The sequence below is a fragment of the Pandoraea sp. CB10b_02 genome, assembly GCF_002216225.1.
GTDB classification, from domain to species: Bacteria; Pseudomonadota; Gammaproteobacteria; order Burkholderiales; family Burkholderiaceae; genus Pandoraea; species Pandoraea nosoerga.
In genome coordinates, this window is sequence record NZ_NJGW02000009.1 from 81,911 (window position 1) to 95,662 (window position 13,752).

The 13,752-nt window shown below is 66.4% G+C and carries 12 protein-coding genes; 4 read left to right on the top strand and 8 right to left on the bottom strand.

From position 1 onward, the window contains the following. Positions 1 to 88: 88 nt before the first annotated feature. The gene (locus CDN36_RS11735) at positions 89 to 796 is read right to left on the bottom strand and encodes a haloacid dehalogenase type II (RefSeq protein WP_287496807.1); all 708 of its coding nucleotides are present in this window, start codon (positions 794 to 796) and stop codon (positions 89 to 91) included. Between the two features lie 118 nt (positions 797 to 914). Here CDN36_RS11735 and CDN36_RS11740 point away from each other — a divergent pair, with 118 nt between their 5' ends. Together CDN36_RS11740 and CDN36_RS11745 are read left to right on the top strand one after the other, a co-directional pair. Further along, a complete protein-coding gene (locus CDN36_RS11740) occupies positions 915 to 1,847 on the top strand; it encodes a LysR family transcriptional regulator (RefSeq protein ID WP_287496808.1) in 933 nt (310 codons plus the stop codon). 335 nt (positions 1,848 to 2,182) lie between these two features. Next, complete coding sequence (locus CDN36_RS11745; protein WP_174966385.1) at positions 2,183 to 2,617, top strand: universal stress protein; 435 nt, start codon at positions 2,183 to 2,185, stop codon at positions 2,615 to 2,617. A gap of 245 nt (positions 2,618 to 2,862) precedes the next feature. Here the strand turns inward: CDN36_RS11745 and aceA are convergent, their stop codons facing one another. The 3 genes from aceA to CDN36_RS11760 all read right to left on the bottom strand — a co-directional run bounded on the left by aceA (position 2,863) and on the right by CDN36_RS11760 (position 6,193). Beyond that, positions 2,863 to 4,185, bottom strand: coding sequence for an isocitrate lyase (gene aceA, locus CDN36_RS11750; RefSeq protein ID WP_150555913.1), 1,323 nt, complete (start codon positions 4,183 to 4,185; stop codon positions 2,863 to 2,865). A 412-nt stretch (positions 4,186 to 4,597) separates the two neighbouring features. Beyond that, positions 4,598 to 5,509: a DMT family transporter gene (locus CDN36_RS11755; protein WP_150555914.1), complete on the bottom strand. Its 912-nt coding sequence runs from the start codon at positions 5,507 to 5,509 to the stop codon at positions 4,598 to 4,600. Between the two features lie 222 nt (positions 5,510 to 5,731). Then, the gene (locus tag CDN36_RS11760; protein WP_150555915.1) at positions 5,732 to 6,193 is read right to left on the bottom strand and encodes a gamma-glutamylcyclotransferase family protein; all 462 of its coding nucleotides are present in this window, start codon (positions 6,191 to 6,193) and stop codon (positions 5,732 to 5,734) included. A 259-nt stretch (positions 6,194 to 6,452) separates the two neighbouring features. Here CDN36_RS11760 and CDN36_RS11765 point away from each other — a divergent pair, with 259 nt between their 5' ends. Then, a complete protein-coding gene (locus CDN36_RS11765) occupies positions 6,453 to 7,268 on the top strand; it encodes an AraC family transcriptional regulator (RefSeq protein ID WP_244958167.1) in 816 nt (271 codons plus the stop codon). Here the strand turns inward: CDN36_RS11765 and CDN36_RS11770 are convergent. The 4 genes from CDN36_RS11770 to clpB form a co-directional block, all read right to left on the bottom strand. Continuing rightward, positions 7,231 to 8,145 (bottom strand): LytR/AlgR family response regulator transcription factor, encoded by a 915-nt coding sequence (locus CDN36_RS11770; protein WP_287496809.1) that lies wholly within the window; start codon positions 8,143 to 8,145, stop codon positions 7,231 to 7,233. The genes CDN36_RS11765 and CDN36_RS11770 overlap by 38 nt on opposite strands. Next, a complete protein-coding gene (locus CDN36_RS11775) occupies positions 8,142 to 9,350 on the bottom strand; it encodes a sensor histidine kinase (RefSeq protein WP_174966379.1) in 1,209 nt (402 codons plus the stop codon). The genes CDN36_RS11770 and CDN36_RS11775 overlap by 4 nt, the downstream gene beginning before the upstream one ends. A 2-nt stretch (positions 9,351 to 9,352) precedes the next feature. Next, positions 9,353 to 9,838 carry a DUF2306 domain-containing protein gene (locus tag CDN36_RS11780; protein WP_287496810.1) on the bottom strand — a complete coding sequence of 162 codons (486 nt, stop codon included), beginning with the start codon at positions 9,836 to 9,838 and terminating at the stop codon, positions 9,353 to 9,355. Between the two features lie 447 nt (positions 9,839 to 10,285). Further along, positions 10,286 to 12,919 (bottom strand): ATP-dependent chaperone ClpB, encoded by a 2,634-nt coding sequence (gene clpB, locus CDN36_RS11785; protein WP_287496811.1) that lies wholly within the window; start codon positions 12,917 to 12,919, stop codon positions 10,286 to 10,288. Positions 12,920 to 13,126: 207 nt separating this feature from the next. Between clpB and CDN36_RS11790 the strand changes: the two genes are divergently transcribed. After that, positions 13,127 to 13,732: a group III truncated hemoglobin gene (locus CDN36_RS11790; RefSeq protein WP_287496812.1), complete on the top strand. Its 606-nt coding sequence runs from the start codon at positions 13,127 to 13,129 to the stop codon at positions 13,730 to 13,732. The last annotated feature ends 20 nt before the right edge of the window (positions 13,733 to 13,752 follow it).

The window sequence follows — 13,752 nt, forward strand, 5'->3', positions numbered from 1 at the left end:
GATCTCCAGCTCTCTTGATTTATGTAAGGGAGTGCGCCGCAAGGAAGAACGTCAGGGGCTTTGCACGAGGCCTCACACCACGCGGGTGTCAGGCGCGCGCTCCCGTCAATGCCTCGACGAACCGCTGCAAGTCGCGCATGTCGCGCCCCATCCCTTGCGGCGTCACGCCGAGTTGTTCGACCGGCCATCCGGCGCGGTTCACCCAGAACGACGGGTAACCGAACCAGGTGGCGCCGGCCGCGTCCCAGCCGTTGCTGGAGACGAAAACGATGGCGTCGACCGGCAGGCCGAACGCGTCAGGTCCGAGCTGATAAGCCTCGGGCGCCGTCTTGTATTTGCGGACCGCGTCGACCGACAGCACGTGATCGAACAGGTCATGGATACCCCCGCTCTTCAAGCCGACGTCGAGCATCTGCGGATTGCCGTTCGATAGCACACCGAGACGCAGCCCCATCGCACGCAGCGCGCGCAACACGGGCGGGTTCTCGGGAAACACGGACAGGCACGTGTACTCGTCCATCAGCCGCTTCTCGGCAACGGGCGTGAGCACGAGGCCCAGACGCGCGGCGGCATAGCGCAGCGCATCGGCAGTGATCTCCCAGAACGGCCGATAGCGCTCGCCGCGCGGGCCGCTCAGCGTCCGCAGTTGCGTGTATTCGATCTGCTTGGCGCGCCACAGCTCGGCCAGCGCCGCCCCGTGACCGGGGAATTGCTGCTCGGCCGCCGCGGCGACGGAATACACGTCGAACAGCGTGCCATACGCGTCGAAGATCACTGCCTGAATACGCGAAGCCATAAGCCGGGTATCACTCTCAGAGACTTGTCATTGCTGACCGATTGTATTATTCATTGCCAGTGGCATAAAAGATCGGTCAAATCACTTTATCTTTTACTTTTAAGTACATAATCCCCGCGTGGATCGCTTCAAACAGCTCGAAACGTTCGTGGCCGTGGCCGCGAAGGGAAGTCTCTCGGCAGCCGCGGCAATGGAAGGCGTGGCGCCCGCCGTCATCGGCCGGCGCATCGACGCGCTCGAAGCCCGGCTCGGCGTGAAACTGCTCGTGCGCACGACGCGACGCGTCACGCTCACGTTCGAAGGTTCAGCCTTTCTCGAGGACTGCCAGCGCATTCTCAACGAGATGCACAACGCCGAAGCGGCGGTCTCGGCAGGCGGCGTGAAGGCGAGCGGCCACCTCCGTATCTCGGCCCCGGCGGGTTTCGGCCGTCGACACGTCGCGCCGCTGCTGCCCGTGTTCATCGAGTCGCACCCCGACGTCACGCTCACGCTCGACCTTTCCGACCGCCTCGTCGATCTCGTCAACGAAGGCTTCGATTGCGCCATCCGCCTCGGCGAGTTGCCCGACTCGAGCTTCGTGTCGCTGCGACTCGGCGAGAACCGGCGCGTGTGCGTGGCGGCGCCGCGCTACCTTGCGCGGCATGGGTGTCCCGAGTCGCTCGACGCCCTCGCCCGCCACAATTGCCTCGCCTTCGGATCGACCGCCAATCAACAACGCGGCTGGACGTTCTCGCAAGCGGGCAAGGTCGTCACCATTCGCGTGAGCGGCAACATGGAGTGCACCGACGGCGCCGTGCTGCACGACTGGTGTCTGGACGGGCACGGACTTGCGTGGCGGTCGTGGTGGGAGGTCGGCGACGACATTCGCGCAGGGCGCCTGGTCACCGTGCTCGACGAATTCGCGGCGCCTCCTATCGGCATTCACGCCGTGTTCCCCCAGCGGCGCCATCTGCCCCTGCGTGTACGGCTGTTCATCGATCATCTCAAGCATCACTACAGCCGCTCGGCCTACTGGCAAGACGAACTCCCGGCCGGCAACACAATGCCCTGATGCCGGCCCGGGCCGGGCCGGAACGTTTGTCACGCATCGCGCGTCTCATGCACGGATGAGGAATGCCGACGATGTCGGCCGGGCGTATCGAATTCCAGCGTTTTCCGCGCAAGCGGACACGCAGGCAGCGCCGGGGCGCGCGCCGTGCGCTTTACTGGAGATGCCAGGGTGTCAACAGCCTCGGGTTTGCCCCCGTTGTTGCGCCGCGCCAAAGCCATAGAATCGAAGCGAAGGGTCCGTTGACAGAGCGCCGCAACGGGCTGGGTGCAAGACCGTAATACCTGCGCGAGCCTGTGAACGCGTGTTCAGCAACGCAAACAGCGGGAGGTCATATGTTGTTTACCCACATCCTCATTCCGACCGACGGCTCGGAGCTCTCCGAGAAGGCCGTCACCGGTGGACTTGAGTTGGCGCGAGCGCTGGGCGCGAGAGTGACCGGCTATTGCTGCCTTGCCGAATATCCCTATTCGCCGTTCAGCGAATACGTACTCGAGGCGCCCGCCACGTTCAGCGAACGCATTGCCGAGGAGGCTTGCGCACACCTCGACAAGTTGGCCGAAGCGGCCGCGGCCGCAGGAGTGCCCTTCGATCGCGACAGTTCCACCTTTCCAGCCCCCTATCTCGGCATCATCGACGCGGCCGAACGTCACGGCTGCGACGTCATCCTGATGGCCTCTCACGGCCGGCGAGGCCTCACCAGCCTGCTGCTCGGCAGCGAGACACAGCGCGTTCTCGTGCACTCCAAGATTCCCGTTCTCGTCTATCGGTAACCGCCGCGCGTCGACGGCGCGGCGTCGCGACACGCGAATGAAAAAAGGCCCGCGAGCCGGATAAGCTCGTGGGCCTTTTCTCGTCAGGCGTGCATTGCGACGCTCGCCGCGACGGGACCGCGGCTCGCGCCGCTCCGGCCGGATAGGCCGGGTGCGCAGTCATGGCGCCGTGCGTTGCGCGCCGCGACGACGCGCCCCCACGCGCATCGTCACGGGCGGGCGCACCGCGCCCTCCCTCAGCCCGGTCAGGCTGCCTTGACTTGCGCCTTCTTCTCGTCGAAGAACTGTTCGTCCTCCGTCGAACCCTTCAGGGCCGTGGTCGATGCGTCGCGCTCGATCGTCTGCGTGACGGCGTCGAAGTAGCCCGTGCCCACCTCGCGTTGGTGCTTGACCGCCGTGAAGCCCTTGTCGGCGGCGGCGAATTCGGCTTCCTGCAGCTCGACGAAGGCGCTCATCTGGCGGCGGGCATAGCCGTGTGCCAGGTTGAACATCGAGTAGTTCAGGCTGTGGAAACCGGCCAGCGTGATGAACTGGAACTTGTAGCCCATGGCGCCGAGTTCCTTCTGGAACTTGGCGATGGTCGCGTCGTCGAGGTTCTTCTTCCAGTTGAACGACGGCGAGCAGTTGTACGAGAGCATCTTGCCCGGGAAGTGCTTGTGAATACCTTCTGCGAACTGCTTGGCGAACTCGAGGTCCGGCTTGCCCGTCTCGCACCACACCAGATCGGCATACGGCGCGTAGGCCAGACCGCGCGCGATGGCCTGATCGAGACCGTTGCGCGTGCGGTAGAAGCCCTCGACCGTGCGCTCGCCGGTGCAGAACGGCTGGTCGAGCGGATCGACGTCGGCGGTAATGAGGTCCGCCGCTTCGGCATCGGTACGGGCGATGAGCACCGTCGGCACGCCGAGCACGTCGGCGGCCAGACGCGCCGCCACGAGCTTGGCCACGGCTTCGCGCGTCGGCACGAGCACCTTGCCCCCCATGTGGCCGCACTTCTTGACCGAGGCGAGCTGATCTTCGAAGTGAACGCCGGCGGCGCCCGCTTCGATCATTGCCTTCATCAGCTCGAACGCGTTGAGCACGCCGCCGAAGCCGGCTTCGGCATCGGCCACGATCGGAGCGAAGTAGTCGATGTAGCCTTCGTCGCCCGGATTCTTGCCTTCCGACCATTGAATCTGGTCGGCGCGCGTGAAGGTGTTGTTGATGCGGCGCACGACCTGGGGCACCGAGTTGGCCGGATAGAGCGACTGGTCCGGATACATTTCGCCGGCAAGGTTGGCGTCGCCGGCGACCTGCCAGCCCGACAGGTAGATGGCCTTCAGGCCGGCCTTGACCTGCTGCATGGCCTGATTGCCGGTGAGCGCGCCGAGGGCGTTGACGAACGGCTCCTCGTTGATCATGTTCCACAGGCGCTCGGCGCCGCGACGGGCCAGCGTCTGCTCCGGTTGCAGCGAGCCGCGCAGGCGCACCACGTCCTCGGCGGTGTAGCCGCGCTTGATACCGTTCCAGCGCGGATTGTTCGCCCAGTCCTGCTCGAGTTGCTTCACTTGCTCTTGACGCGTCGTCATGATGATCTCTCCTGGTTTCTCGATACAAATAAGAGGGTGACTCTTGCTGCCTGGTCCTCGCCGGGGGTCTGGGTTGACCGCTCGCGGCGTCTCCAAATTGGCAGGTCTTGTATAAGAGTTTAGGGATTTGTCATGCAACGCAACAGGACGAATTACGGTTTTATTTGATATTTTTTATCATTAAAAATCAAGTACATAACTATTTTATTTCTTGATGTGAAACGATATTTTCCTTCCTGAAATCGCCGCGTTGTGCCAAGCAGCGCAAATTTTTACGCACCGCAAAGACATTTCACATCATGAAAAAATCGATGCGCGGAACCACCGGCCCGGAAGGGACACGGGCGGGGCCGGCGCAATGCCCGTCATCGGGCCTCACGGCGCGTGCGAGCCCGCGCCGCCGTGCGCGGCGTCACGATGCGGCGCGGCTGGGGGCCGGCACGGCCTTCGGGGGCTTGCACACGAGCCATACCGCCAGCGCGATGAAGCAGCCGCCCGCGAGATGCGCGAGGGTGACGGCCTCGTCCAGGAAGAGCGCGCCCCACAGCACGCCGAACGGCGGGATCAGGAACGTGACGGTCAGCGAGCGCAGCGGCCCCAGATCCGCGATCAGGCGGAAGAACAGCATGTAGGCGATGGCGCTGCACAGCAGGCCGAGCGCCGCCATGGCGGCCCATACGCCGCCCGTCGCCGGACCGGGAATGCCGGACGTGGTCGAGATGTAGGCAAAGAACGGCAGCAGCACCACCGAAGCGCCCAATTGACTCCCGAACGCGACGAGCCTCGCGTCGAGTCCACCCCGCTCGGTGATCCAGCGCTTGGTCAGATAGCCGGCGAGGCCGTAGCAGGACGTGGCAAGCAGGCACGCCAGCGCGCCCATGAGCACCGGCCCCGACAGCGTAACCGGCCCCGTGCGCGTGAGCACCGCCACGCCGGCCAGACCGAGCAGTACGCCGAGCGCCTTGGCGCCGGTGAGGCGTTCACGGAAAAACAGCGCGCCGATGATCGCGCCCATGAGTGGCGTGGTCGCGTTGAGGATGGCGGAGTAGCCGGCGGGCAGCACGCGCGCGGCAAGGCAGTACATCACGAACGGAATGCCGGAATTGATGACGCCGAGCGCCATCGACGCTGCGAGCAGGCCCTTGAACTGCCAGCGCACGCGCATCGCCATCAGGATCGCGGCGAGGCCCACGGCGCCCAGCACGACGCGCAGGAACGCCGTGGGCAGCGGCCCGAGTGCGGGCACGATGATGCGCATGAACAGAAAGCTCGCGCCCCAAATCGCGGAGAGCGTCAGCAAGCGGGCAATATCGGAGGAACGCATGTTCGGGGGTGGCGGCGCAACGCGCCGACCGCAGATGGGAATGGCTGAATCGTCCCATATCGGCGGCGGGCGTGCTGGTCATAATCGGACATGGCGGCAGGCGCATCAGGAACGTCCCGAGCCTCGGGCGACGTCACCGCGCGCGCGTCGATGCCGCGCGTTCCACGCATGCCGCATCTATCGCCAACGTGCGCACCGTCGGGCCATGAACCCGCGCGTCAGTCAAGCCGGGCTCGTATCCCGGGCGCGGCGGTAGGCAACCCAGTCGCCGTCCGGGATCCGGGAAAGTTGCGAGACGGCCGACGCACTGACCGGATAGACGATGCACGCGTATGTCGCGCCATCGCAAACGACATCCCGCACTTCGCGAACGAACAGCCCCGCCTCCCCCGGATACACCGCTTCGATTTCGTCGAGCACCGGAACCAGCGCCGCCGGAATGCGGTAGATGTCGCCGGTCACGCGACCGATGTCCGCGTCCGAGGTGGCGAGGACCATGCCGGGGTAATCGCCGAAGTCGTAAAGGCGTCCACGCAGCGTGGCGGTGCCCACGTAGACCGGTGCGGCAATGCCGTGCCGCTGCGCGGCGCGCGTCATGTCGTTGATCTCGCCGGCACGCAGCGTGCCGTAGACGAAGGCGTGGATGGCGTCGTGCTCGGACGCGGCGTGCGCGGGTCGATTCATGGCATGTCCCATCGTGTCGGTGAGGTGACGATCATAGCGCCCTGGCGGGCCGGAAAGCTGATGCCGCCCGCCGGCGGCGTCGATCCGCGGCGTGCCGGGCCGCTCGGGCATGGATCGCCCAACGACCGCCGCGGCTGAATTACACTTGTCGAACCCGAATTGTCGCGCTTACGCCATGCCCCACGTGCCGCACGTACCCGACGCCCCTGATGCCCCTGATGCCCCTGATGCATCTGACGCATCCGACGCACCTGACGCCGTGGCGAAACACGTGGTGCCCGAAGCGTTCACGCCAACGCGCCAGCGTCCGGTACGCTTGCGCGCGCGGCCGCTGCGCGACGGAATTCGCGTACCGGACCATCGCCACGCCTGGGCGCAGGTCGCCTACACGCCGCGCGGCGTCATCCAGATCGCGGTGGCCGACGCCGCGTGGATCGTGCCGCCGTCGCGCGCCATCTGGATCCCGCCGGACGTCGAGCACAGCCTGCAAGTCAACGAGCCGTCCTACCTGCGCACGCTGTACGTACATCCGGCGGTCATTCCTGCCGGACTCGATCACTGCCGCGTGGTGGAAGTCTCGCCGCTGCTGCGCGAGTTGATCGCCGCCATCGACGTACCGGAGGCCGACCTCGACGCCCCGCGCGAGCAATTGCTGGGCAAGCTGATTCTCGACGAATTGCGACGCGCCTCCCCCCTGCCGCTGGAAGTGCCGCTGCCGCGCGACAAGCGTCTGCTGACGCTGTGCAACGCAATGCTGGCCGATCCGGCGCGCGCCTGGACGCTCGACCAGTGGGCCCGTTACGCGGGTGCGAGCCCGCGCACGATCGGGCGGCTGTTCCGGCAGGAACTGAACATGAGCTTCGTGCAGTGGCGGCAGCAGGTCGTGCTCGCGCAGGCGATTCCGCTCGCGTCGAAGGGCTATCCGCTCGCGCGCATCGCGCGGGAACTCGGCTACCGGAGCCAGAGCGCGTTCTCGGCGATGTTCAAGCGCACGTTCGGACGCACGCCCAGCGAGTTCTTCGCCACCGCCCCCGACGCTACATCTGTCGGAACAGGTGAGCATACTGGCGGCTGACCGCCACCCGGTCCTTGCGGCGCCTGAGTTTGAGCGTGAGGCGGCCGAGCGGCGTGTGTTGCGCGCTGACGACTTCCGCCACATTCACGACCGTGCTGCGATGCACCTGCCAGAAACGCGACGGATCGAGTTGCGGCAACAGTTCGCGCAGACTGGTGCGAATGAGCAGGTCGCCGTCGGCGGTCGCGACCATCACATACTTGTCCGCGGCCTCGAAGAAGCACACCTCCTCGACTGGCACGATGCGAATTTCGTCGCCGACCGACGCCCGCACGAAACGCAGGTACTCGCGCGGTGATGCCGCCGCTGTCGCGTCCCTCGGCGCCCCGCCCTCCTTCTGCTCACCCTGCTCATCCCGCTCACCCCGATCCCCTCCCTCATCCGCCGTGATCACCGTGATCGCCGCCATCGCCGGATTCGCCGCAATCGCCTGGGCTGCGACGCCTTGCTCCAGGTGCGCCCTCAGCGTCTCCAGCAAGTGCGAGAGCGTCCCGTTCGACGGCGACGCGAGGCGCGCGCGCACGCGCGCGACGGTACGCGCGAGCCGCTCGGGCTCGACCGGTTTGAGCAGATAGTCCACGGCGGCGGCTTCGAAGGCGTCGAGCGCGAAGCGGTCGAACGCCGTCACGAAGACGATCTGCGGCGCATGTGTGAGGCGCGCACATGCGCGCGCGACCTCGATGCCCGACGCGCCGGGCATCGCAATGTCGAGAAAGACCACGTCCGGCTGCGATTGCGCGATGGCGGCGATCGCCGCCACACCGTCCGGCGCCACGGGCAGCACTCGCAGTTCCGGCCACGCCTGTGCGAGCCGCGTGCGCAACGCCTCGGCAAGCAACGGTTCGTCTTCGGCAATCAGGGCGACGGGGGATGTCATGCACGGCACTCGCTGGGACGGAAAACCTGAGCCGTTGGCGACCCGGGCGACCCCACGGGCAGGCGCAACGTTGCAACGGCGCCGCGCGGCACGCCTTCGGCGAGCGAAAGACGGGCGGCGTCGCCGTAGAGCACGCGCAGGCGCTCTCGAATATTCGCCAGACCGACGCCGCCCGCGCGTGCCGATTCGCGCGCGGCAGTCCGGGCGGGCGGCGCGCCGCCTGGGCCCGCCGTGCGAAATCCGGCGCCGTCGTCGGCCACGCGAAGCACAATGCATTCGCCACCGTCGGCCGCGGGCTCTCGCTGCGCGCTCACGGACACCGTGGCGCCCTCGGTGAGCGGTTCGACGCCGTGCTTGACGGCGTTCTCCACGAGCGGCTGGACGAGCATGGGCGGCATGCGCAGCGCACGGCAATCGTCGGGCAAATCGATGCGGTATCGCAATCGCTCGCCAAAGCGAATGCGGTCAATCGCGAGCAGCGCGTCGATCAGTGCGAATTCGTCGGCGAGCGTGACGGATTCTGCGCGCGTTGCGGCAAGCGACGCGCGCACGAACCGGTTCAGATGACCGAGCAGTTCGCGAGCGCGCGGCGGATCGGTCGCAATCAGCGAATCGAGATTGGCGAGCACGTTGAAGAGGAAATGCGGTTCGAGCTGCGCCTGCAGCGTCTGCAGTCGCGCCCGCACGAGCTGCCGTTCGGCGGCTGCCTCGCGCAGCGCCTGCTGCGCGGCGGCTTCGCGCAATTGTGCGAGCCGGGCGCGCGACCAGCCGTTGTACGTGCCAATCGCGGTGCCGAGCAGCGCGATCAGCAGCACGATCGGCACCGTGTGACCGTTGACGGGGCGCCATATCGCCATCGGCACGCCGAGCAGCGACGTGCCCAACGCGATCCCTGCGGCAAGCCCCGCCACACACCCGAGCGCCACGAGCAGCAGGAATGGCGCCATCGGCGGCGCGCCGCGGCGCCACAGCACGCGGCGGCCGCCGTCGATCAACACCGCGATCGAAATGCCGATGCACTGGCTGAACACGAAGTTCTGCCAGACCGTGCCGCCAAAGCCGATAAGCCGAAGGACCACGGCAATGATCGTGTTCAAGAGCAGGACGCCGACCAGTTCGCGGGCAAACGACAGCCAGGGCCCGCGCGGCGGCGAGCGCTCGGGCAGCGCGGCCGAGGGCACGGATTGCGGTCGTCTCGTCGTCATTGTCATTGTTGCTCCCCCTGCCCGCCTGCCCCGCGAGCTCCCTTGTATTGCCTCGTCAGCATCGTCGCCTGCCGTGCGCCGCCATCCGCTGCCGGGAGTATCGTTGCCGGTCCCTCCGCGGCGACGAGCATGCGCGGCGCGCCGGCGCGCGACAGACTCAGCGTGCGCCCCGGCACCGCGAGCGCGGCCACTCCGGCAATGACGAGGCCGGCGTAGAGGCCCAGCATACCGCGCCGATGCAGCGCCACGTTGCCGCGCCGGACGGCGGCGATCGCCATCGTCAGGCTGATCAGCACCCACGCCGAGAGCAAGTGTAGCCATGACAGCTCACCGTGTCGCAACTCGCGAATACCGAAGCTGGAAACCGCCGTCGCCACCATCGCGAGCGCCCAGACACGCCCCAGCCAGCGGTGGCGCGGCGTGCCGCGCCGCAATGTCCAAATCCCGATGCCAAGCAAAACCGCCGCCACGGCGGCGCTGACATGCAATGCCACTATCGTCGTCATCCTGTCCTCTCGTCGATCGATTCGATGACGGGACGATAGGGCCGACGCGCCGGCCCGGCACGCGCGTTGCGACGAAAGCCGCGCCGTGCGGCGCGAACGGTCGGCAGACGTCGCCAACGGTGCGCGGCGCACAGTGGTTTGCGTGCCCGCGGCCTGGGCCGGCCACGCCCGGCATTCTCGCCGACGATTGTGACACGCCGATGCCGGGCGGCCCCCCGCCCGCGCGTGAGGACATGAGGACATGAGGACATGAAGGCATGGAGGCACGGCCGACGGGACTTTCCTTGCCGCCGCTCGCTGGGCGCGGAAAAAAATAACCCCGCGCTCCGTGAGGAACGCGGGGTCGTCTGTTTCAGTTTGTTTCGCAAGGATCGCCCCGCGCCGCCGTCGGCATCAGGCGCGGGCCCGACGCCATCCGGCCGGCGTGACTTACTGGGACGCCGCTTCGGTACTCGTGTCCTTCGCGACCTGCGCGGCCGTCTCGCCTTCGAAGGTGAAGCGGCCGTTGCGCCAGTCGACCGGAATCGTGTCCTTCGGTCCGAACTTGCCCGCCAGCACCAGCTTGGCGACCGGATTCTCGATCTCCTGCTGGATGGCGCGCTTGAGCGGACGCGCCCCGAACACCGGGTCGAAGCCCTCGCGGGCCACGTGCATGAGCGCCGCTTTGCTGACCTCGAGCGTCATGTCGAGCTTCGCCAGACGCTGACGCAGGATCTCGATCTGAATCGAGGCGATGGACTCGATGTGCTTCTGATCGAGCCCGTGGAACACCACGACTTCGTCGATGCGGTTCAGGAACTCCGGACGGAAGTGGTCCTTGATCTCCGTCCACACGGCGTCCTTGATGCGGTCCTGCGGCTCGCCGACCATCGACTGGATCATCGAGGAGCCGAGGTTCGACGTCATCACGATCACCGTGTTCTTGAAGTCGACCGTGCGGCCCTGGCCGTCGGTCATGCGACCGTCGTCGAGCACTTGCAGCAGCACGTTGAACACGTCCGGGTGCGCCTTCTCGATCTCGTCGAGCAGGATCACGCTGTACGGCTTGCGACGCACGGCTTCGGTGAGATAACCGCCTTCCTCGTAGCCGACATAGCCCGGGGGCGCACCGATGAGACGCGCCACGCTGTGCTTTTCCATGAACTCGCTCATGTCGATGCGAACGAGATGCTCTTCCGAATCGAACAGGAACATGGCGAGCGCCTTGCACAGCTCGGTTTTGCCCACGCCGGTCGGGCCCAGGAAGAGGAACGAGCCGTATGGACGATTCGGGTCGGCCAGACCGGCGCGCGAGCGACGGATCGCGTCCGCCACGGCGTTGATCGCCTCGTCCTGTCCCACCACACGTTCGTGCAGCTTCGCTTCCATGTTGAGCAGCTTCTCTCGCTCGCCCTGCATCATCTTCGAGACCGGAATGCCGGTGGCCCGCGAGACCACTTCCGCGATCTCCTCGGTGCCCACCTGCGTGCGCAGCAGACGCGGATGCGCCTGCTGCCCGGCCGCCTCGGCCGCATCGGCGTCCTTCAACTGCGCTTCGAGCTGCGGCAGCTTGCCGTATTGCAGTTCCGCCACCTTGTCGAGCTTGCCTTCGCGCTGCAGCTTCGCGATCTCGGCGCGCACGCGATCGATCTCTTCCTTGACTTGCGCGCTGCCCTGCACGGCGGCCTTCTCGGCCGTCCACACTTCTTCCAGATCGGCGTACTCGCGCTCCAGACGCGAAATCTCTTCCTCGATCAACGCCAGACGCTTCTGCGAGGCTTCGTCGGTTTCCTTCTTGACGGCCTCGCGCTCGATCTTGAGCTGGATCAGACGACGATCGAGCTTGTCCATCACCTCGGGCTTCGAGTCGATCTCCATCTTGATCTTCGACGCGGCTTCATCGATCAGGTCGATGGCCTTGTCCGGCAGGAACCGGTCGGTGATGTAGCGATGGCTGAGTTCGGCTGCCGCCACGATAGCCGGGTCGGTGATCTCCACGCCATGGTGCAGTTCGTACTTTTCCTGCAGCCCGCGCAGGATGGCGATGGTCGCCTCCACGCTCGGTTCGTCCACGAGTACCTTCTGGAAGCGGCGCTCGAGCGCGGCGTCCTTTTCGATGTACTTGCGGTACTCGTCGAGTGTGGTCGCGCCAATGCAGTGCAGCTCGCCGCGAGCGAGCGCCGGCTTGAGCATGTTGCCCGCGTCCATGGCGCCTTCGGCCTTGCCGGCGCCGACCATCGTGTGGATTTCGTCGATGAACAGGATCGTGCGGCCTTCGTCCTTGGCGATGTCGTTGAGCACGCCCTTCAGACGCTCTTCGAATTCGCCGCGGAACTTCGCGCCCGCGAGCAACCCGGCCATGTCGAGCGCCAGCACACGCTTGTTCTTGAGCGACTCCGGCACTTCACCGTTGACGATACGCTGCGCAAGACCTTCCACGATGGCGGTCTTGCCCACGCCCGGCTCGCCGATGAGCACCGGATTGTTCTTCGTGCGGCGCTGCAGGATCTGGATCGTGCGACGGATTTCGTCGTCGCGCCCGATCACCGGGTCGAGCTTGCCCTGCGCGGCGCGCTCGGTCAGATCGAGGGTGTACTTCTTGAGGGCCTCGCGCTGGCTCTCGGCGTCCTGGCTGTTGACGGACTGGCCGCCACGCACGCCCTCGATGGCGGCTTCGAGCGACTTGCGCGTGAGCCCCCGGGCGCGGGCAAGCTTGCCCGTCTCGCCCTTGTCGTCGGCGAGCGCGAGCAGGAACATTTCGCTGGCGATATAGCTGTCGCCGTGCTTTTGCGCTTCCTTGTCGGCCTGGTTGAGCAGGCCGGCAAGCTCGCGCCCGACCTGCACGTTGCCGTCGGTGCCCTGCACCTGCGGCAGCTTGGCGATGGCCGCCTCGACGTCATGGGCGAGCGGCTGGACCTGCACGCCGGCGCGCTGCAGCAGCGAGCGCGCGGCGCCTTCGGGCTGTGCGATCAGCGCGGCGAGAAGGTGCAGCGGCTCGATATATTGCTGGTCGCGACCGACTGCCATGCTTTGGGCATCAGCCAGCGCTTCCAGGAACTGCGTGGTGAATTTGTCTTGTCGCATCTGGTGCTCCGGTAAGAAATCTTGCTGGATCGGATGTGCGGACAATTCCCTTCGGTTTCAAGGGGCATTACGGCGCGGCGCCGGACATTTCGCGCAGGCCGGTCGCGGACCGGCGCGGGGCTTGCGGCAGGGACTTCGGGAGGGCGGGCAACCGCAGGACACGCCCGGGTTTGAGGCTCATAATAGCGATTTTGAGCATGCCGCACCATGAGTCATTCCGCCGCCAGACCCGGGGGCGCCGCCGCTGAGACCGGCGCCGAAAGTCACGCGCAGCCGCGCTGCACCGCCACCGCCGCCGACGTTGGCGCGTCGCCCGACGCGTTGGCCAGACCTGCCAGACCTTCCGGACCTGCCAAGGGCACCGCGCTTGCCGAAACCCGCTTGGCCGACATCGACGAGGATGCCGTGCGCGTGCTCGTGCACACGTTCTACGGACGCATTCGCGACGACGACATGCTCGGCCCCGTCTTTCGCGAGGCGCTGGAAGGCCGCTGGGATCTGCACCTGGACAAGATGGTGGCGTTCTGGTCGAGCATCGTGCTCGGCGCCAAACGCTATCGCGGCAACGTGACGCAGGCGCACCAGCCGTTCGGGCATTTGAGCGGCGAGCACTTCAGCCGCTGGCTTTCGCTGTTCTTCGACACGCTGGACAAGCTGTTCGAGCCGCAGGCCGCGTTCGCGTTCGCCGAACCGGCAATTCGCATTGCGGAGAGCCTGCAACTCAACCTGTTTGGATGGCAATACACCCTGCCGGCCGCGCAACGCGCCCTGCTCGAAAGCGTGAAGCAGGCCAAGGCGCGACGCGAAGCGTAAGCGGCGGCCATGCGGTCGTC